This window comes from Mucilaginibacter inviolabilis (assembly GCF_011089895.1).
Classification (GTDB): domain Bacteria; phylum Bacteroidota; class Bacteroidia; order Sphingobacteriales; family Sphingobacteriaceae; genus Mucilaginibacter; species Mucilaginibacter inviolabilis.
In genome coordinates, this window is record NZ_JAANAT010000004.1 from 364,004 (window position 1) to 389,026 (window position 25,023).

Annotated in this window: 25 protein-coding genes; 13 read left to right on the forward strand and 12 right to left on the reverse strand. The window is 42.8% G+C overall.

Annotation, left to right across the window (positions count from 1 at the left end; genetic code table 11):
* Window positions 1-138: 138 nt before the first annotated feature.
* The 3 genes from G7092_RS25100 to G7092_RS25110 form a co-directional block, all read right to left on the reverse strand.
* A complete protein-coding gene (locus G7092_RS25100) occupies window positions 139-561 on the reverse strand; it encodes a molybdenum cofactor biosynthesis protein MoaE (protein ID WP_166093879.1) in 423 nt (140 codons plus the stop codon).
* Window positions 554-985: a GNAT family N-acetyltransferase gene (locus G7092_RS25105; protein ID WP_166093881.1), complete on the reverse strand. Its 432-nt coding sequence runs from the start codon at window positions 983-985 to the stop codon at window positions 554-556. Before G7092_RS25105 ends, G7092_RS25100 begins: the two co-directional genes overlap by 8 nt.
* Window positions 986-1,159: 174 nt before the next feature.
* Entirely contained in the window at window positions 1,160-1,402 is a 243-nt protein-coding gene (locus G7092_RS25110) for a MoaD/ThiS family protein (RefSeq protein WP_076373395.1), read from the reverse strand.
* Window positions 1,403-2,022: 620 nt separating this feature from the next.
* On the opposite strand from G7092_RS25110, the gene fdhD reads away from it, so the two are divergent.
* From fdhD to G7092_RS25130, 4 genes are all read left to right on the forward strand, one after another.
* Window positions 2,023-2,892 carry a formate dehydrogenase accessory sulfurtransferase FdhD gene (gene fdhD / locus G7092_RS25115; RefSeq protein WP_166093884.1) on the forward strand — a complete coding sequence of 290 codons (870 nt, stop codon included), beginning with the start codon at window positions 2,023-2,025 and terminating at the stop codon, window positions 2,890-2,892.
* The gene (locus G7092_RS25120) at window positions 2,876-3,232 is read left to right on the forward strand and encodes a DUF7009 family protein (protein ID WP_166093886.1); all 357 of its coding nucleotides are present in this window, start codon (window positions 2,876-2,878) and stop codon (window positions 3,230-3,232) included. The genes fdhD and G7092_RS25120 overlap by 17 nt, the downstream gene beginning before the upstream one ends.
* Window positions 3,229-5,547, forward strand: a complete 2,319-nt coding sequence (locus tag G7092_RS25125) for an FdhF/YdeP family oxidoreductase (protein ID WP_166093888.1) — start codon at window positions 3,229-3,231, stop codon at window positions 5,545-5,547. Before G7092_RS25120 ends, G7092_RS25125 begins: the two co-directional genes overlap by 4 nt.
* Window positions 5,548-5,748: 201 nt before the next feature.
* Window positions 5,749-6,000: a hypothetical protein gene (locus G7092_RS25130; RefSeq protein ID WP_090464790.1), complete on the forward strand. Its 252-nt coding sequence runs from the start codon at window positions 5,749-5,751 to the stop codon at window positions 5,998-6,000.
* Between the two features lie 16 nt (window positions 6,001-6,016).
* Here G7092_RS25130 and G7092_RS25135 read toward each other — a convergent pair whose 3' ends face one another.
* From G7092_RS25135 to G7092_RS25155, 5 genes are all read right to left on the reverse strand, one after another.
* A complete protein-coding gene (locus G7092_RS25135) occupies window positions 6,017-6,733 on the reverse strand; it encodes a beta propeller repeat protein (RefSeq protein WP_166093891.1) in 717 nt (238 codons plus the stop codon).
* A 94-nt stretch (window positions 6,734-6,827) separates the two neighbouring features.
* Window positions 6,828-7,703, reverse strand: coding sequence for a hypothetical protein (locus tag G7092_RS25140; RefSeq protein WP_166093893.1), 876 nt, complete (start codon window positions 7,701-7,703; stop codon window positions 6,828-6,830).
* A 2-nt stretch (window positions 7,704-7,705) separates the two neighbouring features.
* Entirely contained in the window at window positions 7,706-8,062 is a 357-nt protein-coding gene (locus G7092_RS25145; RefSeq protein WP_166093896.1) for a VOC family protein, read from the reverse strand.
* Window positions 8,063-8,138: 76 nt separating this feature from the next.
* The gene (locus G7092_RS25150) at window positions 8,139-8,696 is read right to left on the reverse strand and encodes a Crp/Fnr family transcriptional regulator (RefSeq protein WP_166093899.1); all 558 of its coding nucleotides are present in this window, start codon (window positions 8,694-8,696) and stop codon (window positions 8,139-8,141) included.
* A 22-nt stretch (window positions 8,697-8,718) separates the two neighbouring features.
* Window positions 8,719-9,465, reverse strand: coding sequence for a DUF4262 domain-containing protein (locus G7092_RS25155; RefSeq protein WP_166093901.1), 747 nt, complete (start codon window positions 9,463-9,465; stop codon window positions 8,719-8,721).
* Between the two features lie 169 nt (window positions 9,466-9,634).
* Here G7092_RS25155 and G7092_RS25160 point away from each other — a divergent pair, with 169 nt between their 5' ends.
* Window positions 9,635-9,949 (forward strand): ferritin family protein, encoded by a 315-nt coding sequence (locus G7092_RS25160; RefSeq protein ID WP_166093903.1) that lies wholly within the window; start codon window positions 9,635-9,637, stop codon window positions 9,947-9,949.
* Between the two features lie 12 nt (window positions 9,950-9,961).
* Window positions 9,962-10,483, forward strand: a complete 522-nt coding sequence (locus G7092_RS25165; protein WP_166093905.1) for an O-acetyl-ADP-ribose deacetylase — start codon at window positions 9,962-9,964, stop codon at window positions 10,481-10,483.
* 55 nt (window positions 10,484-10,538) lie between these two features.
* On the opposite strand, the gene G7092_RS25170 is transcribed toward G7092_RS25165, so the two are convergent.
* On the reverse strand, window positions 10,539-11,546 hold the full coding sequence (locus G7092_RS25170) for a Kelch repeat-containing protein (RefSeq protein ID WP_166093908.1): 1,008 nt from the start codon (window positions 11,544-11,546) through the stop codon (window positions 10,539-10,541).
* 166 nt (window positions 11,547-11,712) lie between these two features.
* On the opposite strand from G7092_RS25170, the gene G7092_RS25175 reads away from it, so the two are divergent.
* The 7 genes from G7092_RS25175 to G7092_RS25205 all read left to right on the forward strand — a co-directional run bounded on the left by G7092_RS25175 (window position 11,713) and on the right by G7092_RS25205 (window position 19,512).
* Window positions 11,713-12,282, forward strand: a complete 570-nt coding sequence (locus G7092_RS25175) for a Crp/Fnr family transcriptional regulator (protein WP_166093909.1) — start codon at window positions 11,713-11,715, stop codon at window positions 12,280-12,282.
* A gap of 68 nt (window positions 12,283-12,350) precedes the next feature.
* Complete coding sequence (locus G7092_RS25180) at window positions 12,351-12,968, forward strand: alpha/beta hydrolase family protein (RefSeq protein ID WP_166093911.1); 618 nt, start codon at window positions 12,351-12,353, stop codon at window positions 12,966-12,968.
* Between the two features lie 45 nt (window positions 12,969-13,013).
* Window positions 13,014-13,364 carry an alpha/beta hydrolase gene (locus tag G7092_RS25185; protein ID WP_166093914.1) on the forward strand — a complete coding sequence of 117 codons (351 nt, stop codon included), beginning with the start codon at window positions 13,014-13,016 and terminating at the stop codon, window positions 13,362-13,364.
* Between the two features lie 440 nt (window positions 13,365-13,804).
* Window positions 13,805-16,222: a glycoside hydrolase family 3 N-terminal domain-containing protein gene (locus G7092_RS25190; protein WP_166093916.1), complete on the forward strand. Its 2,418-nt coding sequence runs from the start codon at window positions 13,805-13,807 to the stop codon at window positions 16,220-16,222.
* A 102-nt stretch (window positions 16,223-16,324) separates the two neighbouring features.
* Window positions 16,325-17,023 carry a DUF4288 domain-containing protein gene (locus G7092_RS25195; protein ID WP_166093919.1) on the forward strand — a complete coding sequence of 233 codons (699 nt, stop codon included), beginning with the start codon at window positions 16,325-16,327 and terminating at the stop codon, window positions 17,021-17,023.
* Window positions 17,024-17,343: 320 nt separating this feature from the next.
* Window positions 17,344-18,063 (forward strand): DUF2071 domain-containing protein, encoded by a 720-nt coding sequence (locus G7092_RS25200; protein WP_166093921.1) that lies wholly within the window; start codon window positions 17,344-17,346, stop codon window positions 18,061-18,063.
* A 213-nt stretch (window positions 18,064-18,276) separates the two neighbouring features.
* A complete protein-coding gene (locus G7092_RS25205; protein ID WP_166093922.1) occupies window positions 18,277-19,512 on the forward strand; it encodes an ROK family transcriptional regulator in 1,236 nt (411 codons plus the stop codon).
* Between the two features lie 86 nt (window positions 19,513-19,598).
* On the opposite strand, the gene G7092_RS25210 is transcribed toward G7092_RS25205, so the two are convergent.
* The 3 genes from G7092_RS25210 to secDF form a co-directional block, all read right to left on the reverse strand.
* Window positions 19,599-20,450, reverse strand: a complete 852-nt coding sequence (locus G7092_RS25210) for a hydroxymethylglutaryl-CoA lyase-like TIM-barrel protein (protein ID WP_166093925.1) — start codon at window positions 20,448-20,450, stop codon at window positions 19,599-19,601.
* Window positions 20,451-20,562: 112 nt separating this feature from the next.
* Entirely contained in the window at window positions 20,563-21,876 is a 1,314-nt protein-coding gene (locus G7092_RS25215; RefSeq protein WP_166093927.1) for an NAD(P)/FAD-dependent oxidoreductase, read from the reverse strand.
* Window positions 21,877-22,000: 124 nt separating this feature from the next.
* Window positions 22,001-24,994: a protein translocase subunit SecDF gene (gene secDF, locus G7092_RS25220; protein WP_166093929.1), complete on the reverse strand. Its 2,994-nt coding sequence runs from the start codon at window positions 24,992-24,994 to the stop codon at window positions 22,001-22,003.
* Window positions 24,995-25,023: the final 29 nt, after the last annotated feature.

Below are 25,023 nucleotides of genomic sequence, written 5' to 3' on the forward strand. Positions count from 1 at the left end.
GCATGAATTTATCATTTGTCATTCTGAGCGAAGCGAAGGATCTATTCTTAAAACTTGCACAACGCATAATAGATTCTTCGCTTCGCTCAGAATGACAGACTTTTATTAAATAAATCGAACATCCGAAATCCCAAATCCTCAGGGATGTGCCGCCACCCAAACCTCTCCATCTTCAAATGCTTCTTTTTTCCAGATGGGTACGGTTTGTTTCAGGGTATCGATGATATGCCGACAGGCTTCAAAAGCGGCATCTCGATGGGCTGCCGATACGGCAATGATCACCGGTACTTCGCCAACCTGTAAAGTACCTGTACGGTGATGGATCAATATCCTTTGTACCGGCCATTTTTCAAAGGCTTGTCGGGCTATCTTTTCCATTTCGCTGATGGCCATGGGCTCATAAGCCTCAAAATCAAGCTTCAGTACCGGTTTGCCTTTGGTGGCATTACGCACTGTTCCAATAAACACATCTATTCCCCCGGATTCCGGCGACATGATCCAATCAATACAGGATTGAATGTTCAGTGTTTCGGCCGAAAGCAGGATCTGGGTGTTACTCATGATGCAGCATTTTTACAAAATATTTTGGAGATTCAGTATAACCCTGGCGTTCATAGAAACGATGGGCATCAACCCTGCGCGAATGACAATGAACTTCTATCCGGTCACACTTTCTTTCGGTAGCTAATTGAGTAAAATGCTCTTCGAGCGCATTGCCTATGCCCTTGCTGCGTATGTTTTCATCAACAGCAAAACAGCTTATCCGGGCATAATCACCACGGGTGGTTAGCTGTGGGATAAAATCAAAAGCGATAAATCCGGCCACTGCACCATCCAGTTCATAAACCAGTACTGTTGATAACGATTGACTGAGCATCACCTCCAGGTTCTGTGGTAAATAACTCTCGGTTCCCGGGTAGCCTAGTTGTTCCAATAATTTAGATATCGCCGGATGATCGGCTAAGGTGGCTTTCCTGATAGACATGTTTTTATTTGATTAAAGATTTTTTGTTGAGTAAGGATAAAAGGAGCAAAGAGTAAGGACTTTTTTGATCAAGGATTTTTGGATAAAAGAAAAAAGACTTTTTGTCCACGCGTATTTTTATTTTTCAATCCTTAATCCTTGTTCCAAAAAACTTTATTCTAAAAGTCCCCAAAATCATCCTCCGCTTACCGGTGGTATAATGGCAATTTCGTCACGTTCATGTATGGTATCGCCAGGTAGGGCATATTCGTTGTTTACTGCCACCATGTATGATGCCAGCTGCTTCAATCGCGGATATTGCTGTTCCAGCAGGTATTTTAAATTATAAATAGTGGCATCGTTTGTCAATTCCAGGCTAACCTGCGAATTTCCAAATATCTCCTTTGCCACGCCAAATGCCAGCACATTGATCTTCATACTCAAAATTAAGGCAAAATAGTTAACAAAGGAAATAGGGTAGTGTCTCAGTTTGAATTTTTATTTCTTCTATTTACGAATAATAAAAATCTGTTTGTGATTTTATAACAGGGGTATAAAGAACCTATAAACAAGAGCGACCCAATAATAATAACAGGGACGGTTTTTAATTCCAGAAGGTCTACATCTGAAATGAGTTTAATAACAAAATTAATGGAATATATTATTAGGCACGATAAATTGTAGGCAAGTATTAAATTCAATATGATAAAAAAAGTTCTTTGGGTTTTGGGTGAAAGTGCCATAATTCTTAAATCAAAAATGCCACTCTTTAGGCGACTTAAATATATGAATAAGTTAGACTCTACTCTGCTAACCTTAGGAAGTAAGGGCTTTTTGGATTAGGGATTTGGGAAGCAAAGATCTTTGAATTTGAGAATTTGGGAACAGGCAGCTCTTTGATTAAGGATAAAAGGCGCAAGTAACAAGGATTGCTTATCAACTCATATTTATTTTTCGTTCTGTCCTTGCTCCAAAGATCCTTGTTCCTTGTTCCAAAAGTCCTTGTTCCGAAAATCCAAAAAGAAACAAAGCCGCCGCGTAAATTGTATATTTGATGTATGGCTGCCAATTCTACACATAAAACCCGGGTTATTAAGGTAAATGCTGCCGAAGTAGCTTCTGCTGTCGATGTGCTGGCCATTGAAGAACCCCTGGAGATCAGGCTGGAGCATGGGCCAGAGGGACAAAGGCGGGTGCAGAATATCTCGGTTACCATGCGTACCCCCGGTCATGATGCCGAGCTGGCCAACGGTTTTTTATTTACCGAGGGTATCATTAAAAATCCGGAGGATATTGCGCAAACGGAGCATTGTTTTATTGCCTGTGCCGAAAATAAGGAGAATGTGATACAGGTAAGCCTGGTGGCCGGCGTGGTACCCCATTTGCAGAATACCGAACGAAACTTTTATACTACCTCCAGCTGCGGAGTTTGCGGAAAAGGTTCTATTGATGCCATCCGCACGGTAAGCAGCTTTGCTATTGAGTCCGGGGATAGCGATACTATACAATCCCCTGTTTTATACCAGCTGCCCGTAATACTTCGCAAACACCAGCGGATATTTGAAGATACCGGCGGATTGCATGCTTCGGCCTTATTTACTACTATGGGCGAGTTATTGTTATTGCGCGAAGATGTTGGCCGGCATAATGCATTGGATAAACTTATTGGTGCGGCATTAAACTATAACTGGCTGCCGCTGCGGCAAACCATATTATTGTTAAGTGGCCGGGCAAGTTTTGAATTGATACAAAAAGCAGCCATGGCAGGCATCAACATTATTGCGTCGGTTGGCGCACCATCAAGCCTGGCCGTGCAGCTGGCCCAGGAATTTAACATCACCCTCATTGGCTTTTTGCGCGATGAGCGTTTTAATGTATATACCGCGGCACACCGCGTACAGATACCCCGTTATGAAGATACGTATTAAAGGCAATTCATTAAGATACAGGCTTACACGCACTGATACTTCCAGGCTTGCAGAAAAAGGTTACCTACAAGAGGCGGTTGATTTTGGCAGTAAACAGCTGCTTTACGCCTTACGGGTAGTGGATGACGAACAGCTATCTGCCACTTTTAGGGATGATGCCATCACCATATATGTGCCTAAAGCACTGATACAGGAGTTTGCCGATACCGACAAAGTAGGTTTTGAAGGCACACATGGAAATCTGTATCTGCTGGTTGAAAAAGATTTTACCTGTTTGGATGATGTAGCCGAAGATCAGAGCGATAATTATCCCAATCCTTTAGCGGTAAAAAAGATATGAGCAAGAAAGAGCAGGAACAACCGGCAGCCGAAAATCCTGAGAAACTGCTGGATCTGAAAATTACCGAACAAAAACATTGGGCGGCGGGTATCCCTGCGGTAAAAGTCGCCATGGTTGATATTATACAGGAAGCTGGTTTTGTACGCGGTATGGAAGGCTTGTTTAAAATGAACAAGAAAGACGGTTTTGACTGCTCTGGCTGCGCCTGGCCCGACCCTGATGATGACCGCTCGCCGGTTGCAGAATATTGCGAGAACGGCGCCAAAGCCCTGGCCGAGGAAGCTACTACTAAAAAGCTGACTGCCGATTTCTTTGCTCAAAACTCCGTTTTCGATCTGGCTAAATTGAATGATTATGAAATAGGAAAGAAGGGACGCATCGCCCAACCTGTTTATCTGCCCAAAGGCGCTACTCATTATCAGCCCATCAGCTGGGATGATGCCTTTAAAAAGATAGGCGACAAGCTCAATAGCCTGGCATCGCCCAATGAGGCGGCATTTTATACTTCTGGCCGCACCAGTAACGAGGCCTCCTTTACCTACCAGTTGTTTGTGCGTGAGTATGGTACCAATAACCTGCCCGATTGTTCCAACATGTGTCATGAATCAAGCGGAGTGGCTCTTACCGAAACCATTGGGATAGGGAAAGGAACCGTTACCCTGGATGATTTTTACGATACCGATGTGATCATTATTATGGGGCAAAATCCGGGAACCAATCACCCGAGGATGCTCAGCGCTTTACAAAAAGGTAAAAGGAGAGGAGCAAAGATCATCGCCATAAACCCACTACACGAGGCTGGGTTGATGGGTTTTAAAAACCCGCAAACCGTTAAAGGCATCTTGGGGATCGATTCGCACCTGGCCGATCTTTACCTGCAGGTAAAAATAAACGGCGATATGGCCTTGCTCAAAGCTATAGAGAAGTTGCTGTATCAAGCCGAGCTGGAAAACCCGGGCAGGGTATTTGATCATGAATTCATCCAAAATAGCACCGAAGGCTATGGGGCTTTTTTAACCAATTTAAGCCAGTACGATCTGGATGAACTGGCGCTTGAAGCCGGTGTGCCTTTAACCCAGATTAAGCAGGCTGCGGATATGCTCAAAGATAAAAGCCGCGTTATTGTATGCTGGGCCATGGGGATCACTCAGCATAAAAACGGCGTGGATACCATTAAAGAGATCGTTAACCTATGCGCGTTAAAAGGCGCCATCGGCAAACCCGGTGCAGGCCTGTGTCCGGTAAGAGGGCATAGCAATGTACAGGGCAACCGTACCATGCTGATATATGATAAACCATCGCCCAAACAACTGGATAAACTGAAAGAAGTTTTTGGCTTTGAGTCGCCGCGCGAACATGGTTATGATGTGGTGGAATCGATACAGGCCATGCACGAAGGTAAGTTAAAAGTGTTTTTTGCCATGGGCGGTAACTTTCTTTCGGCTACGCCGGATACGCTTTATACTGCCGAGGCTATGCGCAAGCTGGAAATGTCGGTACATGTATCTACTAAGCTTAATCGCAGTCACCTGGTACATGGCGAAGAGGCTTTGATATTACCTACACTCGCGCGCAGTGATAAAGATGAGATCAACGGCGAAGCACAATTCATCACCTGCGAAAATTCGATGGGCGTGGTACAAATGTCAAAAGGGATGCTGAAACCCATATCAGACAATCTGATGAATGAAAACCAGATTGTTTGTAACCTGGCTAAGGCTACCTTAGGCAATCGCTCTGTGGTTGATTGGGACAAATACGCCGGGAGCTATGATGCGGTGCGCGATGCTATTGCCAAAGTAATACCCGGTTTTGAAGATTATAATCAGCGTGTACGTATCCCGGCAGGCTTTTACCTGCCCAATGCCCCACGCACAGGTAAATTTGAAAATAAAACCAATGGAACCAGGATAGGCTTTGCTATCACAGAGCTACCACAACATGATATTGCCGCTGATGAGTATCGTATGGGTACCATCCGCAGTCACGACCAGTTTAATACCACTTTATATGGTCTTGACGATCGTTATCGCGGCATCCATAACGAGCGCCGGGTAATATTCATGAACGAGCAGGATATGCGCAAAGCTGGCTTTAAATCGGGCGAGAAGGTTGATCTGTTTAACTATCATGGAGGTGTAGAGCGAGTAGCCCATCTGTTTGTGGTAGTTCCCTACAATATCCCCGAAAGAAACACGGCAACCTACTACCCCGAAGCCAATGTGCTGATACCCATAGACAGTGTAGCTGAGAAAAGCAATACGCCCACCTCAAAGCTGGTGTTTATTAAGATTAAAAAACACGAGGCTGGGTGAATAAGATAATCGCAATTTATCATTTCGACAAGGTGCGAGGAGAAGCTACCTCTTGAGCGCAGCGAAAAATCTTTTACGTGAGGACACTGCTCGTATAAGATTTCTCTCTCCGTTCGAAATGACAAGTGTTGGTTATTATTTACCGAAATAATATGATTTTAATTATATTGCTCTCAATCTAAAACTTAAAGCAATATAGCTATGAAAACAGATCTGTATACCAAAATTGTATTAACCATTATTGCGGTAGCTTTAACCGTAAATTTGTTAAAAGGAAGTGCAACTCCTGCACAGGCCGATGGTAAACATTACGTTAGCGTACCACTTAATCCAGATGGCAGTCTGAACGTTACCATCAAAAATACCCAGGATGTTATGAAAGTAAGCATCAGCGATATCGATCCATATGCTTTCAGGAATGTAACACCTTTGGAAGTTAAAGTCAGAAATTAAGGGCAATCAGTACCAACTACGGTAACGCTTTGCGCGACACATAAATCACGGCAGAAGTATTATCTCCGTTGTAGATAAAGTCACCTTTTTCCTGGTTGTAAATATTACCGGATGCGGCTACGTACAGGCGATCGTTACTATCCATATACAAGTTTTCGATCCGGACTTGAAACGGAAGGTTGATACTTTGGCCATCCTTTAATATGGTTGTTGGCCCATGGACATAAGCATTGCTATTAGCCGAAGCAGGCTTGGTATTATATTTCAGCTCGTAGGTTACTTTGTTTTGCGCCGACTGCACAATACCAATGGGTTTGCTGATCTTTTGTGCCCGTTGGTAATCTAAATAACGGTTCCAGCTTTTGCCCATATCAAGGGTATAGAATTGTGCTATCGAAGCTTTCAGGGTACCTTCCAATTCCAGCCCGCCGGTAGCTAATAGTGCCAATACGGTATCCTTGCTGGCATATAAACCTTGTATAGGGCCGTTGAAGTTTTTCGATTCCTGCCAGGTTTTGCCCTGGTCTGTAGTAAAATAAGCTTTGGCTTTGGTAGTAACCAACAGAGTGCCGTCAATATTGCCGGCAACAGCATAAGCTGCATTACCATTAGGTATTTCCAGTTTGATCCAGTTAGGATCTTCCTGGGTTTTTACGACTGAAGAACTATTGTCTTTTTTACAGGATACAATAATAAAGGCAATAGCAGTGATGATAAGGACTAATTTTTTCATAAGCAGGGTTTATAAATAATAATACCATACTATAGCAGTAATATGGTATTATTGGTATGACCTGCAATTTATAATTTGGTTTAATAATAAAAAATTAATCAGCCAGTTTTAAACGCCACGATGCACGGATTCGCCCCACGCGGCGCATATTTTCCAATTGTTCCTGGGTGGCGTTTGCCAGAAGATATTTTAGCGCGCCGGAGTTTTGGTGCTCTGCTTCAGCCTCTTTGTCGATGATGAAACCTTCTGATGTAAAGAAAGCTTCGGCTTCTTCAAAACTGTTGAATTTGTTTTCCTCAATACGGTGCTCCCGGAAAAACTCCTGTAGTTTATCGTTCATCTGAAGGTCTGGAAGCCGGTTTGGGGATTTAACATAGATATCTGCCGTGATCCAGTAACCGCCACGTTGCCGGAGTACCTTGCGGATGTTGCTGCATAGTTTTCTTTTTTCGTCGGTGTCCAAGTAAACCAGCAACCCCTCGTTTACAATTACCAGTTCGCCTTTTGGGAAATGATTGGTTATGGATGTAAAGGCAGCTTCATCGAGCGCATTGAGGGCTAAAGTCTCCAGTTCGCCACGGGGGATGGCATCATGGGGCAGCAGATCGTCCAGCAGACCTAACTTGGTAGTAATTACCTCCGGCAGATCGGTATCAATATAATAAAGCTCCTTATTTAATACCGAGCTTAATCCGCGGAACGAAAACCCGGAAGATATCTCCAAAATATTCTGAACCAGCAAATTCGTCAATAATTGGTTAATGCTTTTATACCTTGATTCAAAGTGTAATAATCGCGCCCAAAAGGTAAGATCCTTGATACTGAAATCGGGCCTGTAATGATTGGGCCGACTGATCAATTTTGCAGCCTCCAAGGCAAAAGGAATATCCGTAAAGCCTTTCAGCAATAATAATGATCGTGCCGATGGGCTAATACTGCTGTAATCTCTATCTTTTGAAATGTTGTTCATAGTTAAATAGCCTGTTGAATAATAATACAAACGGTTGTTTCGTCGAGCACGGCAAATTCTTTTAAACCCCAGGGCTGATTTTTGATTACCTTTAAATTGGGGTGCAATATTTCCGGATGTTTGGAGCTTACCTCGGCATAAAATCCTTCAATATCGTCGGTAACTATCCTCATTTCCGGGCGGTCATGTACATAGAAATCTTCTTCACTGGCTACTAAATAAATGGTAACGCCATCGCGGACCATAATGTAAAATCCTTCTTCAGAATATTTGGTTTCAAAGCCAAGTGCCAGGAAAAGGTTTACGCCGGTCTGCACATCTTTATAAATGATCTTGGGGATTATTTTTACTAAACTCATGATTTAAACTATTTAACATGTTAAAATTCAGAAGTTTTTTTGGTGTATCATTTAACAAAAGATAAATAATACCAGGTCACTTAATTTTATTACGGATACGGCTCAGGGACACCTGCGTAATACCGAGATAAGAGGCTATGTGCTGCAAAGGAACGCGTTTGATCACCTCGGGTTTTTGCCGTAACAGGTTTTCGTAGCGCTGGGTAGGACTATCTTTTAAGTACGAGAAAAAATGCTGCATAAACTCAGCTTGCTTATCGCCGGCTTGTTCAATGATGAATTGGTATAGTACAGGGTCTTTTCGTACCTTTTCCATGTCGGCCGCATCCAGCCAGCGTATGGTGCAAGGTTCCAGTGTTTCGATACTGAACGGACTTGGGATATGTTTACGCATGCTTTGCGGAGATGAAACTACATCGCCCTCAAAAAAGAATTGGAAACTGATTTCTTTACCGTCATGATAAAACCAGGTGCGGACACAGCCCTTTTCAATTAAAAAGGCTTTACGACTTATATCGCCTTCTTTTAAAAGCAGTTGTTTGGCCGGTACCTCTGCTGCCTTCCATAAATGCCGGTATTTTTTCCAGGCCAATCTGATGGCGGGCTGCGCTATTAATGGTTCTTCCTGTTTCATGAGCAATGACCTTAATTGCAATTTATTCGTTAGTAGATTCCCTTATCCATTTATCGCCAATAAATTTTCTTGTAGCACTTTGCCCGGTAGGCATATCGAAAAGTTCATTTACACTAGGGTCAAGCTGTGTGATTTGGCTTAGGGCAACCACCTTTGAGTCATCCATGGAAAGCTCATCACCGGTTAAAAATTGCCAGGAACCATCATCTTCGTCGTGAACAACATACAGTATTGGTTTTTCTCCATTAACAATCTGCTTTACTGTAAAGGTGCAAACATTGCGGGGTTCAAAAAATTTAAAATCCAGCTTTTGGTATAACAGGGGCTGGCTAAATTCAAAAGCTTTACTATAGCCATTCTGCCAAGGATAAATGCTCTGTTTATCTGGCCAGAATAACTGAATGACCGGGAAATCTTTATAGTCATAATACCATCGTGCATAGCCCAGGTAATCCCGAATGTTTTCCGTTTCCACAGTTTTAAACATTACGGGGTAGTTATCTAAATAATTAAGATCATCTACATCCAATATTATTGAACCTTCCTTTTTGATTGCCTCTCCTGCATCATTTAATAGTTCGTGCATGGTGCTGGTTGACAAGCCAAAACAAATGATTTCTGGCTGACGGTATTTTTTCCATAGCCCAATAGTGTAAGCAAAGGCAGGTGTGGCAGTATCGGCCTCTAATAAAGCTACAAACCATCCATATTTATCGATAGCCTGTTGAATATCCTCTTTGGTTTTTTTGTCGTGCTCCTCGTGACTCATTAATGTTATATTTTAATGGCTACCTGAATTTAAAAGTCGTACAATTTAATCATGTTCATCGGGTGTATCAACAGCAATAAGGGTATCCTGGTTTAATCTGTATCCTTTCTAAATATCGTTATATCGAAACAAATGCGATATGCCAAGCCTTTTAAAATAAAAAAATATTATGTCATTTGATCAATATCACGAACCAGCCAATGAATTATCCGCCGAAACCAGGACTTTTGCGCGGATGATCGTATCCTTAACCGAAGAGGCCGAAGCCATCAACTGGTACGAGCAACGGATTTCTGTTGAAACCGACAAGGCGGCAAAAGCCATTATGCAAAATGCTCAACAGGAAGAGTTTAAACATTTTGGTATGGATCTGGAATTCCTACTGCGCAAAAAGCCGGTGTGGCGTACCACCCTGCAAGCCATCTTATTTCAAAAAGGCGATATCGTAAAGCTGGGTACCAAAGGCGAAGAAGCGGCAGAGTAGTATATTTGCACCATGAATAATAGCCGTATTACACTGATCAAGGGTGATATTACTAAGGTTAAATCAGACGCTATAGTAAATGCAGCTAACACCTCTTTATTAGGCGGCGGCGGCGTTGACGGTGCTATACATCGTGTCGGGGGAAAAGCTATATTGGAAGAGTGTGTTCAGATCCGAAACAGGCAGGGTGGTTGCAAAACTGGCGAAGCTGTAATCACAACAGCCGGGAATTTACCGGCCACATATGTGATCCATACCGTTGGGCCTGTTTATAATAAGGGGAATAGCGGCGAGGAAGAACTGTTGGCATCGGCTTACTTAAACAGTCTGAATCTGGCAGTACAAAACAATGTCGCAACTATTGCTTTCCCTAATATCAGTACCGGAATTTATCATTTTCCCAAGCAAAAGGCAGCAGAAATAGCTGTCAATACTGTAAAGCAATTTTTAGCCGGGAATGATGGTATCCAATTGGTAACATTTGTTTGTTTTGACGACGAGAATTACGCTATATACCAGGATTTATTACGTTAATAAAAAAAGCGTGTTATTGATCAATAATATGCTTTTTTTATTCTTTATCCTTTAATTACTTACTCGCGCTATTGTTCAAAAAAGGCTCCAAATTGGCCACTTGCGTGGTTTGCAATGTTGAATTTCTGAAAGCTTTAAAACGGGTTAGGCCACCAAAAATAAACAGGTAATTATTATACACTGCCGATGCTGTGGCCCGGCGCCGCTCCATGTTCGATTTGAGTTTTACAAACTGATTGGTTTTGGTGTCATAGTACCCTATAAAATCTTCATCGTCATAACCTCCAATTACAAATATCTTATCGCCGCAGGCCGAAACACTATTGGCCGACAAAAACTCAGGCAGTTTACCCATTTTTTTCCAGGTATTGCTTTTAATATCATAAGCATTGATACTATAGGATTGACGGCCTATAAAGGCATCAAAACCACCAAAGGTATATATCACGCCATCAACTACCGCTCCGGCGGCTTGCAGGCTCTCGGGCATACCGGCCAACTGTGTGAATTTTGCAGTCAGCGGGTCAAACTCATACAGGGAATTTAAGGTATGCTTTTTATCCATGGTTCCACCAAAAAGGTATATTTTGTTGTTCCATTCAACCGCGCTGCCATAGGTACTGGCCATTGGGTTTAAAATATGCAGGTTTTCTACCTTCCCGGTTTTAACATCTACGGTTTGTATCCCTTGAAATATCTGACTTGCAATACGTGATCCACCTAAACCGCTAATGCCACCCATAATGTAAATTTTCCCGGTAGCCGGCACGTAAGCAGCAGAGGTTTGTATTTTAGTGCCACCTATATCTGCCAGTACAGACCATTTGTTTAATTGAGGGTCGTACTTTAACACTTCGGATGAAAAACTACCTAGCCCTCTATAGCCCGATATGGTATAAATATAGGTGCCATCGGTAACGCTGGTAGTCCAGGTAAGTGGATAAGGTAAGTTGGCCGCGCTTTTAAAGGTAATAGAAGCAGGTTGTTTGGTTTGTGCCTGGCTTTTATTCATACCGAGACCGGCAATTACCATAAACGCGCAAAGGAGATTCAGGATTTTCATTGGGTAATAAGTTTAAGTGAGTTTATTTATTTAGACGGATATAATAATAAATAGTTTAATGATGTTCTGATAATTACAATTGCTTAACAATTAGACTAATAGGTTTTTAATTTCTCTCGCTTAAACCACACTTGAGCAGCAAATAAATAATGCTTATGTTAGCCTAATGCACCCCGCGTTACAAAAACAAATCGAAGGAAAAATCATCCTTACTGCCGAACAGGAACAACTCGTAAATCGCTGTTATAAACCCAGGCTGGCCAAACGTGGGGAGATACTGCTTGAAAAAGGGAACGTTGCCCGGTATTTGTTTTTTGTAGTGAAGGGTTGTCTCCGCGTTTTTTTAACCAAGGATGATGGTAGCGAGTGGACGCGGTTTTTGATATTTGAAGATCACTTCGGTACAGCCTTCCCCAGTTTTGTACAGCAAAAGCCATCGGTAGCGGCTATACAGAGCATGGAAGCTTCGGAGTTATTCATGATCAGCCGACAGGATTCGCAGATGCTAATGAGGGAAATACCCGGCTGGGAAACCATGATCCGCCTGGGCCTGGAGCAGGATTATATAGCCTCTATAGAGCGTATTGAAAGCCTGATAACCCTGGATGCCAAGGATCGCTACAACATCCTGATGCAAACACAACCCGGACTGATACAAAGATTGCCAGGCAAAATTATTGCCGATTACCTGGGCATATCGCAGGAAACACTGAGCCGTCTCAAATCAAAAAAATGATTTATTGACTATTGTCAATTTTTTTGCAATGGTTATTAGCTTGCTTTGTTTCTAAATCATATAACCGTATGCACCGCTCCATTTATATTACGCTCATCATTGCCCTGTTTCATCATACCATTTGCGCGCAAACACGTATAGGTGAGCGCACCCTTCATTTTAAGGACGAAAAACGTAACCGCCCCTTAACCACCGAAATTTGGTACCCCACAATAGATACTTTAAAACAAAGCGACAAGGCATTTTCGCCATTTACGCGTGTTCAAACCGTACGTGATGGGAAACTCCCGACAGGTAAACTCCCGCTCATCATGATCTCGCATGGCACAGGAGGTAGCCGTCTTTCGCTGGAATGGCTGGCTGATGCTTTGGTACAAATGGGTTTCATAGTGGCTGCCGTTGATCATTGGGGCAACACCTATGATCATAAGATCCCGCTTGAGTTTTTAAAGCCCTGGGAACGCCCGCAGGATATCAGCTTTGTCATCAGTTGTTTGCTTAATCAACCGGATTTGAAGGCTGTGATCAATCCCGATAAAATTGGGATGGCTGGCTTTTCATTCGGTGGTTATACGGCTATGGCATTGGCTGGAGGAAAGTTTGATTTTCTGTCGTTGCTCAATTATTATAAAACCATCGGAAGAAACGAAATTAACGTACCTGAATTTCCCGGTATAAACAAATAGCTGGACGATAAAGATCTGCTGGCCGTAGCCAAAAATCCTCCACCCTTGTATGATAAGCGGATCAAGGCTTTCTTCGCCATTTCACCGGCATTAGGTCCGGGTTTTGTTTCTGATCGTGACATCGCTGGGCCTGTTTATATCGTAGGCTCGCAAGGTGACAGCATTGCCCCGGTAAAAACCAATGCCCTGCGCTACCATCAGCTTATCAAAGGTTCTCAATACTATGTAAACCCAGGCAAAACCGGCCATTATGTAATGTTGCAGGAGGCCATTGACGATGTGAAGAAACAAGCCCCAACTTATTTTACGGATGACACAAGCGTAAACAGACATCAGGTGCATTTGAAAGTTGATAGTTTGGCAGTGGGGTTTTTTACGAAGTATTTGAAGCGATAATCGACTCACCCTGGCATTGCTTCGCTTGCCATCCCTCTCTTCGCCTGCGGCGGAAAGAGGGGATGGGAAAATATTTTGTCATGCTGAACGGAGTGAAGCATCTGTTATTAAACTTTTCAATTGTAGAATAGATCCTTCGTTCCTCAGGATGACAAAATTAAGTCTCCTCTTTCCGCCGCAGGCGAAGAGAGGGGCGGCCAGCAAAGCGTAGACGGGGTGAGTCAATTAGCGCACTGACCTGTCCTGTGTCATACTGAGCCCCGTCGAAGTATGGTGGGCAGGGCCTTTGCGCACGTCCTTCGACAAGCTCAGGATGACAGGCCATTTATGATAAATATCCCCCCTCCGCAATCGTTTTCGTAATTTCTATAACAGGCGTTTAAGCCAACCAGGTTCTTAAAACATATATTTGGAGTACTAACCGCAATTATTATATCTGCATGAGAAAAAAGTACTCCCTGCCACGCGCAAGCATGGCTTCGGCGCTGATAGTAGGACTGGCGCTATCCGCATCGGCACAAGAAAAAAATATTTACCACAAAGGTTGGGTTGATTTTAACAAGAACGGCAAAATGGACGTTTTTGAAGACCCGTCGCAAACTGTTGATAAGCGTGTAGCCGACCTGCTAAGCCAGATGACCGTTGAAGAAAAAACCTGCCAGATGGCCACTTTATATGGCTACAAACGGGTTTTAAAGGAAGAGATGCCCGCCGCATCATGGAAAAATGAAGTTTGGAAGGATGGTATCGCCAACATTGATGAGGAACTGAACAATTTGGTTTCCACCACGGATAGGGCATACACGCAATACTCGTTCCCTTACAGCAAACACGCTTCGGCTATCAATACCATCCAGAAATGGTTTGTAGAAGAAACCCGTTTGGGTATCCCGGTTGATTTTACCAACGAGGGCATTCACGGACTGAATCACGATCGTGCTACGTCTTTACCAGCCCCCATATCTATCGGCAGTACTTTTGATAAACAACTGGTGCGTCGTGCCGGACAGACTGTTGGCCGCGAAGCCAAAGCTTTAGGATATACCAATGTTTACGCTCCCATCCTTGATCCTGCGCGCGACCAGCGCTGGGGCCGTGTAGTGGAGTGCTATGGCGAAAACCCTTTCCACATTGCCGAACTGGGCAAACAAATGGTGCTGGGTATCCAGGAAGAGGGCGTAGCATCAACCCTAAAACATTTCGCGGTGTATAGCGTACCTAAAGGTGGTCGTGATGGCAGCGCCCGTACCGATCCGCATGTGGCCCCGCGCGAGATGTACCAGATCTACTTATATCCATTTCGCCGGGTAATTCAGGAAGCACATCCTATGGGCGTGATGAGCAGTTATAACGATTGGGATGGTGTGCCCATTACCGGCAGCTATTATTTTTTAACCGAGCTGTTGCGCCAAAAATTTGGCTTCAATGGCTATGTTGTATCTGATAGCGAGGCTGTAGAATACCTGTATTCCAAACACCACGTAGCCGGCGATTATAAGGAGGCTGTAAGACAAGCAGTAGAGGCCGGATTGAATGTGCGTACCAACTTCACCATGCCGCAAACTTATATTATGCCTTTGCGGGAGCTGATCAAGGAGAACAAACTATCTATGAAAGTAGTTGATTTAAGAGTAAGCGATGTATTACGTGTAAAATTCCGCCTGGGTTTGTTTGATGATCCATATGTAAAAGATCCAAAATCGGCTGATAAAAAAGTACATACCCCGGCCGATGATGCCATGTCATTGCAAATGAATCGGGAGTCGATGGTGTTGCTGAAAAACCAGGGAGATCTGTTGCCTTTGGATAAAAGCAAACTGAAAAATATACTGGTAACTGGTCCGCTGGCTGCCGAAAAAAATTATGCTACCAGCCGTTACGGTCCGTCGCATAACCCGGTTACCAATGTGCTGGATGGTATTAAAAACTATGTAGGTAAGGATGTTAATGTTACTTACGCCAAAGGTTGTAATGTGGTTGATGCTACCTGGCCCGAAAGTGAGATTATCGAAACGCCCCTTACCACGCAGGAGCAAGCTAGTATTGATTCCGCAGTAACACAGGCTAAACAGGCCGATGTAGTGATAGCTGTGGTTGGTGAAGATTTTGAAAGGGTGGGTGAAAGTCTTTCGCGCACGGGTTTAAATTTGCCTGGCCGTCAGTTAAAACTGATCCAGGCGCTACAGGCTACCGGCAAACCGGTGGTGATGGTGATGATTAACGGGCAACCGCTTACTGTTAACTGGGAAAACAAATTTGTACCGGCTATACTCGAAGCCTGGTTCCCGGGCCCCGAAAGCGGTCGTGTAGTGGCCGAAACCCTGTTTGGTGATAATAATCCCGGCGGCAGGCTACCGATTACATTTCCCAAAACTACAGGACAAATTGAGTTTAACTTTCCGTTTAAGCCAGCATCGCAGGCCAGCCAGGGCGGCGAAAACAGCTGGGGTAAAACCAGCGTGAACGGCGCATTGTATCCTTATGGTTACGGTTTAAGCTATACCAAGTTTGAGTACAGTAACCTGCAGGTATCGCCAGAGAAAGAAAACTCACAGGGCGATGTTCAGGTAAGTGTGGATGTAACCAACACCGGCAGCCGCAAAGGCGATGAGGTGGTACAATTATACCTTAAAGATGAAGTGAGCAGCGTAACTACCTATGAGTATGACTTGCGCGGTTTTGAGCGTATAAACCTGGCACCAGGCGAAAAGAAAACGGTACAGTTTACCCTGCACCCTGACGACCTGGCCCTACTGGATAAAAACATGAACTGGACGGTTGAGCCTGGTAAATTCATGGTCATGATCGGCAGCTCGTCGGTTGATATTAAGCTGAAGAAGGAGTTTGAAGTGGAGTAAAGCTTAAAGCCTAAGGTAGAAAGTGAAAATATTAATAGTGCCCTTTGAAGTTTAGTTTCAAAGGGCTTTTTTTATTAGGTTTGAGATATAGGTTTTATAACGATGAAAAAAGTATATGGATTAGAAAATTGGGTTTTAGATAGCAACGTTAAAAATGATAAGCGCCTGGTGAATCTAAAGATTATGCTTTCATACCCCTATCCAGATCAAAGAGTACTGATCGACCTTACACCTAAGGAAAGGTTGAAAAAGATAGACGAAGGTTTTAAAACTGCATTTAAAAAACTGAGCGATTTAAATTGGTTTGAGTATGATGAGCTTATCGGAACAAAAAAACGCCCAACAGGGCTTAAAACAAAAGTGAAATATACCGCTTTAAGTAAGCTCGATAAACTTGATCTCGTTAGATCAATATGGATCGAATCTGTTGAGCATGCCACGAAAATTGAAGCCGAAAGTAAAATACAAGATAAGTTTTTCTGCGTGAAAATGACCGTGGTTATTGAAATTGAAGGGTTGTCACGTAAAAAGCAGGAGATAGAAAAAAGACTGGTGCTCATCAAGGCACGGTCGGCCGAGGATGCCTACCAAAAACTGAGAGATCAAAAGGACGAATATGCCAAACCGTATTTAAATCCGGGAGGAAGATTTGTTAGGTGGCGGATTGATAGTTTTGATGATTGTTTTGAAACTGATATGAATTCAATAGAAGAGATGAATGATGCTGCAGGGGTAGAGGTTTATTCTAAACTTAAATCGCGGAAAAATGAGGAAAAAGCTATTTGGGATGGCAAGTTTTGATATCTAACATTTCCCTAATTCATTTTTGCTTCCCGTTAATTTTCGGTATATTTACAATAAAGCAGCCCTGTATTCTTCTTAAGAGAATATAGGGCTGTCCTGTTAAGAGGCTAGCAGGTTCAAAAAATCTATCATTTGGTATGTTGCCATTTGCAAATCAATATATTAGTACTTTTTAAACTCTTCAAAACAGGCCTAAAATTTGTTAAAAAGTGTTAAAATGGCGTTAAAAATCTGTTAAAACTGCCGAAAGCGAGGCCTTTTTGCCTTGTTTTTGACTGAAAAAGTGTTAAAATAAAAGGTTTAAAAAGTTTTTTACGATGAAAATCCCCACCATAAACGGAATTATCGACCGTCGAATACTGGTTAACTTTGCCATTGATCCGGATGTAGCACAGACCATGGTGCCTCCGCCCTTTACCCCTAAAATTGTAAGAGGCAAAGCTATCGCCGGGATATGCCTCATAAGGCTTAAGCAGGTGCGGCCAAAAGGTTTACCCGCTTTTGTGGGTGTTGGTTCCGAGAACGGAGCCCACCGCATAGCTGTGGAGTGGCAGGAGGGGGGCCAAACCATGGAGGGCGTATACATACCACGACGGGATACCTCGTCTTTGTTCAATACACTCGCCGGTGGCCGGATGTTCCCGGGAAAACATCATAGGGCCCGGTTTGATGTTGATGAGCATGATGGTAATTATCATGTAGCCTTTGAAAGCTCGGATGGAGCCTTTATTAGCATAGATGCCACGTTATCGGATACTTTTAACCCGGATTCTGTTTTTGATAATCTTGCAACAGCATCGGATTTTTTTAAAGCGGGTTCTACCGGGTATTCTCCAAATGGAAACAAATATGAAGGTTTGCTGCTTGAAACTGATCAATGGGAGGTAAAGGCCCTGGAAGTAAAACAGGTAAGATCAAGCTATTTTGAGGATGAATCAATATTCCCGAAAGGTTCGGTAAGGTTTGACAACGCACTGCTTATGACCAATGTACAGCATGAATGGTCGTCAAAACCGAATAAAGCCATTGTGAAGTAGAATGATTTCGGAAGGTTTTGAGCAATCAGAATAGAGACTATAAAGAATATCTTTTTTTACATACTGTAGGCAATTGTTTCATTAATTTTGTCAATTATACAGGTATCCGCTAAGTGTAATAATAACAGTTGTGGTTAAATACTTTATTTTTATTTTTATACAATTCAAAACACTAAGGCATTGCCTGTTATAAACCCAATTATAAATTATTGAATGGAACTGGAGAACAAAGGTATAAAGGGCAGTAGGCTAAAAAATATGATCATTAAAACGCTTTACTTTAATAAAGCGATGTCATGTGCAGGGTTGAGCGAGTTGTTTGATAAAAGCATACCGTCAATAGCCAAAGCTGTAAATGAATTAATGGATGAGGGTTTTGTTGTGGAGGATGGTTATGCTCCTTCAAGCGGGGGGCGCCGCCCGCTCATGTACTCGGTAAAGGCCAATACGATGTATATTCTGGCTATAGCACTTGACCAGCTTACGGCTCGCATACAGCTTTTTGATCTGCTTAACAATGCTGTGGCAGAGATGGTTACTTTTGAACTTAAGTTGCTCAACAATTCCGATGCCCTTGGTAAACTGACTGCAGAGATCAATAGTTATATTAAAAACTCAGGTATTGCGAAAGAAAAAATAGCTGGTATGGGTATTGGTATGCCAGGCTTTATAAACGTTACCGAAGGTATCAATTACACTTATCTTGATGCTGGCGGTGAAAGCCTTACAGCTTATCTGACCGCGAAAACCGGTATTACCACCTATATTGATAACGACTCGAGTCTGATTGCTTTGGCCGAGCAAAAATTTGGGATAGCCAAATCGCAAAATGAGGTTATGGTGATTAACCTGGGCTGGGGCATTGGCTTAGGGATGATTGTGAATGGTAAACTATTTCGCGGATATAATGGTTTTGCCGGTGAGTTGAGCCATATCCCTTTATCAGAGGATGGCGCACTTTGCGAATGCGGCAAACGCGGTTGCCTGGAAGCAGAGGCCTCCATGCTGGTTGTGGCCCGAAAAGCCATTGCAGGTATTCAGCAGGGGCGTATTACCAGTTTAAAATACAACAGTAATGATAACGATCACTCTAAATTGATGGGTGATGCTGTATTAGAAGCTGCCAATAATGGTGATCAATTTGCCATTGAGCTACTGTCTGATGCAGGTTATAAAATAGGGAAGGCTCTGGCCATTCTTATCCACATCATGAACCCGGCAAATATTGTACTAAGCGGAAGAGGAGCAAAAGTAGCCAAAATACTGATGGCACCTATACAACAGGCCCTGCACAAATACTGTATTCCTAGATTGGCCGGCGGCACCGAATTATTGGTATCTGAGCTTGGTTTTGACGCCGAGCTGATTGGTGCAGCGGTACTGGTAATGGAAAATTTTGATAAAAACGTAAAAACAAAAATGAGCAAAACAGTTAAAGCTGTGGCTTAGCTAATATGCAGATGTGCTGATTCTGGATGTGCAAATGATATCCTTATACTGTTCATCTGCGCATCTGAAATTTAAAATTTGCACATTTACCCAAATACTTTTCCAGAATAATCCATCGCTTCCTGAAATTTGTTCAAATCAAGCTCCAGGAGCTCGTTTTGTGATTGGAGATATCTAATTAGGTTTTCGGAAGCGATATTGCCTGTAAGGTCATCTGAGGCCATCGGGCAGCCTCCATAACCTTTTAATGCTACGTCGAAACGTTTACAGCCACTTTTATAGGCCGCCTCTATCTTGGGTTGCCAGGTATCAGGTGTGGAATGGAGGTGGATACCAAATTCTGTTTCCGGGAATTTACGACATAAATCGGGATAAATACCGCTAATCTGTTCAGCCCCGGCAATACCAATCGTATCAGCAAGCGCTATGTTTTTTATGTCTAATTCAATCAGTTTTTCTGTCCATTGTTCAATAATACCGGTGTTCCAATCATCGCCATATGGATTGCCAAAACCCATAGACAGGTAAACCAGCAATTTTTTACCACTTGTATGGCATAATTCATTGATCTTTTTTACATTATCAAATGCCTGAGGCAGTGTAGTATTGGTATTTCGAAGCTGAAAAGTCTCGGATATAGAAAATGGATAACCGAGGTAGGTGATCTCTTCATGTTTAACCGCATCCTCTGCACCTCGATAGTTGGCAATAATAGCCAGTAGTTTTGACCGTGTATTGCCCATATCCAGCTTTTTTAATACCTCGGCAGTGTCCTGTAGTTGAGGTATAGCTTTGGCAGATACAAAGCTACCAAAGTCGATGGTATCAAAACCTACCTGTAACAGAAGGTTGATATAAACCGCTTTGATGTCGGTAGGTATAAAATCATGCAAGCCCTGCATGGCATCGCGAGGGCACTCGGTTATTTTTATGCTCATTTCTGATACTAAATCTGAGGTTTATAGTCCAAAGTTAGTTTTTAAGTCTGAAGTTTTTGAATTTTTAAACCTGATCTAAAGGCTTTATGACTTTCGGCTTAAGACTCAGAAATTAATCAACCGTTTTGGGCAAATGTTCATCCTCAGTAAGTCCCTCTCGTTCAAACTTACGGATAATAAGCCTTGTACCACCGTTATACGTAATATAGCTGGATACCCAATTGATGAACACGATCACCTTGTTACGACCTCCTAAAAGCGATATCAGGTGGACGAATAGCCACACCAGCCAGGCAAAAAATCCCTGAAATTTTATTTTACCCAAATCGGCAACGGCTTTATTTCGACCGATAGTGGCTAATGAACCCTTGTCGAAATAATTGAAAGGCTCTGTAGGCTCATGATTGATTAATTGGGCAATGGTTTTAGCCACATGCTGCCCCATTTGTATGGCTACTTGTGCCACACCGGGATGACCTTTTGGGGTTTCATCGGTTATCATAGCTGCCACATCGCCAATGGCAAATATATTGCTGGTGCCTACTACGCGGCAAACGCTATCCGTCCTGATCCTGTTGCCACGTTCGATAAAATTGGGATCGATGCCTTCAGGTATAACCCCCATAACACCGGCACTCCAGATCACGGTTTTGGTGCGGATGGTTTTGCCTCCTTCAAATTTGATTTCGTCACCATCATAACTATCTACTTTTACACCTAAAAGCACTTCGACGCCCATTTTGGTCAGAAAATCCTTAGTAGCGGCGGATGCTTCTTCAGAAAAAGGGCCTAATACCTTCGGAAGAAAATCGACCAGGTATACTTTCATGTCCTCTTTTTTGAGTTCGGGATAATCTTTGGCGAGGATATGGTTGCGTAATTCGGCCAATGCGCCTGATAGCTCTACTCCGGTTGGGCCAGCACCTACCAATACGAAGGTCAAATAAGGCGCCCGCTCTTCCGGAGTAGGTTTTAGTAATGCTTCCTCAATATTTTGCAAAATAGAATATCGCAGGTTAAGCGCCTCCGGGATAGATTTCATCGGCATCGAAAACTTTTCGATATCCTTGTTACCAAAAAAGTTGGTTGTCGATCCTGTGGCTATCACCAGGTAATCATAAGCTATTTCGCCAATGGTAGTATCAATAGTGTTTTTTGCGGCATTTACTTTGGTTACCTCGGCAATCCTGAACCTGAAGTTCTTTTGATTGGAAAAGTTCTTACGCAGCGAAAACGCAATGGATTCCGACTCGAGACTGCCCGTGGCCACCTGGTACAAAAGCGGCTGAAAGGTGTGGTAATTATGCTTATCGAGCATTAAAACCTCCACGGGTTTATCCTTCAAGTGCTTGGCTACCTGGAGGCCACCAAAGCCCCCGCCTACAATAACTACCAGTGGAAATTTTGAGCTGTCTGTTAAGTTCATAGCACAGGTGTTTTATTTTATACAATGATGCAACAAATGTATCTTTTTTGAACAGTTTGGATATTAATAGAAACAAAAAAGGCCCCAAAAGTTCTTTGGGGCCTTATAAATAAATTTATGGAGTTTATCTCAGGTCTTTTTTACCAAAGTCAACAATAACCGGTGTAGCTACGCAGATAGATGAGTATGTTCCGAAGATCACACCAATCAATAAAGCGAACGAGAATCCTTTGATCACGTCGCCACCAAATATGAACAACACGATCAATACGAATACCACAGTTAAAGCAGTAATGATAGTACGGCTCAACGTACTGTTGATTGCCTGGTTAATTACTTCTTCCGGGTTGTCAGTTTTAGCATGGTGTAGTTCCAGGAACTCGCGGATCCTGTCAAATACAACCACGGTATCATTGATAGAGTAACCAATTACAGTTAATATCGCTGCGATAAACGCTTGGTCAATATCCAGCGAGAATGGAAGTATATCCTTGAATATGGAGAAGAACGATAATACCAGTAAGGCGTCATGCGCGGTTGCAACCATCGCACCTAAACTGAACTGCCATTTGCGGAAACGGATCAGGATGTAAGCCGAGATCACAAATATGGCGAACAATACGGTATAGATAGCTGATGTTTTTAATTCATCAGCAACAGTAGCGCTTACTTTTGAAAAACCTACTATATCCTTATCGGTTATACGGGTTGCCTCTTTGGTACTCAGTGCCTGTACCAATATGTTCCTTACTTTAGCGTCTGCTGCAGCATTGTTATCCTTGATCATTAAGTTGGTAGTGATGCTAATCTTGTCGGCGCCAAATGTTTTAACCTCGGTACCACGACCCAATGTAGCATCAACAGCATCATGAATAGCTTCGGTAGTGACGCCTTTATTAGGGAAAGAAATGACATAGTTACGACCGCCTTCAAAATCCACACCGTAGTTAAATCCACGGGTGAAGATAGAAATTAAACCCAGGGCGATAAATGAGCCCGAAAGGATATAAAATTTAATACGATTCTTTACAAACTTGAAGTTGGCGTTTTTGAAAGTATGCGAGCTCCATGGGTTTGAGAATTTGATATCCCAACCTTTATCCAACATCCACTCAAATATAACTCTTGAGATTAGCAAAGAGCAGAATAATGAAGTAACGATACCAATCATCAGAGTGGTCGCAAAACCCTGTATCGGACCTGAACCAAACACAAACAGGATCACACCAGTTAAGAATGTACTGATCTGCGAATCGAGGATAGATGGTAAAGCGTGTTTGAAACCATCTGCTACGGCTATTCTTAATGATTTACCTAAACCCAGCTCTTCACGAACGCGTTCGTAAACCAATACGTTGGCATCAACCGCAATACCCAATGTGAGCACGATACCGGCAATACCTGGTAAAGTTAATACAGCACCTAAGCTGGTTAATACGCCCATCAGGAAAAATATGTTGATGATAACCGCTACTACCGCTACGGTACCCGCACGGTTGTAATAAGCAATCATGAATATCAATACTACAACCAAGCCTAATATGCTTGATGTAACACCAGCACTAATAGCTTCCTGGCCTAATGACGGACCTACTACCGATTCTGATATAATGTGAGCCGGAGCAGGTAAACGACCCGCTTTTAATACGTTGGCCAAATCCCTGGTATCTTCAATAGTAAAGTTTCCGGAGATAGAAGATACACCACCTGAGATTTCATTCTGTACGTTTGGTGCAGAGTAAACATTATCGTCCAATACAATGGCTACTGCTTTTTTGTTAGTGCCTGATGATGCCTCGGCAGTAATGGTACGCCATTTCTGGGCACCTTCTGAGTTCATGATCATCACAACCTCCGGATTTCCCTTAGGATCATTATCGGCACGAGCGTCATTGATCACATCGCCAGATAATACCGGGCCGTTGTCGGCACCTGTTAATTTGATAGCGTATAATGCAAATGCTTTGTCCTTGTTGTTTTTTAGTGGTTTTACTTCCCAAAGAAATTTCAGGTTGCGTGGTATTACCGCTTGTACATCGGCACTATGCAGGTAAGAGTTAACTTTAGCAGTGTCTCTTAGTGGAGCATAGCCTACAACAGGGCCCTGGCCTAATTGCTGCTGACCGCTTGCATCCTGACCAATGTTTGGAGACAACACTGAAAACAGTGGGTGCAATGCTGTAAATTGCGTTTTGTTAGCTAATGCCGCTGCAGATGTATCTTTAGCAGCATTTTTTTGAACTTTACTCAATAATGAACCTGCTTTAGCAGCAGTATCAGTTTTAGCGGCAGCAGTTGTTGTAGCAGCTTTGGCTTTTGATGAATCTGCTTTTGCTGTTTTATTTTTTGCAGCCAGCAAATTGTCAATATTGATCAGGTATTGATAAGCCTCGGCATTATCATAGGTTTCATAGAACTCTAACTTGGCAGAACCTTGTAACAATTTGCGAACACGTTCTGGTTCTTTTACACCCGGCAGCTCAACCAAAATACGATTTGAACTTTGCTCTAATTGAATGTTAGGCTGCGTAACACCAAACTGGTTGATACGGGTGTTCAAAACAGTATACGATTGTTTTACCGCTGTGTTAGCCTGATCTTTCAGATAAGCAGTAACTTCGCTGTTAGAGGCGTTAAACTTTAAGTGATCCTGGTTGTCTTTTGTTGAAAAGATAGCAGCCAGTTTACCGTTTGGATTCAGCTTCTCATACTCACTAACAAAAAGTGTGATGTAATCCTTTTGAGTGGTTTGCGCGTTTGCCTGTAATTTGTCGGCATTAGCCAAAGCCTGGTTGAACACCACATCAGGATTGTTGTTGGCAATTTTCCTCACCAATTCGTCGAGCGAAATTTGCATAGTAACATTCATCCCCCCCTTAAGGTCGAGGCCCAATGCTAATTCTCTTTGCTTAACGTATTGATAATTGTGTTTGAACAACGGATATACCGGTTGTGTAGACATAGAATCCAGATACGCTTTTTCTCTCTCAGGGTTACCCTTTGAATATACTTTGGCATCACTTTCAACTTTGCGCGCCACCCACGTGAAAGATAGCTGGTATAAGCATACTACAGCCAGCAGAATGGCGAAAAATTTAATAACCCCTTTACCTTGCATCGAATTATAATATGTAATTAATTAGTTTA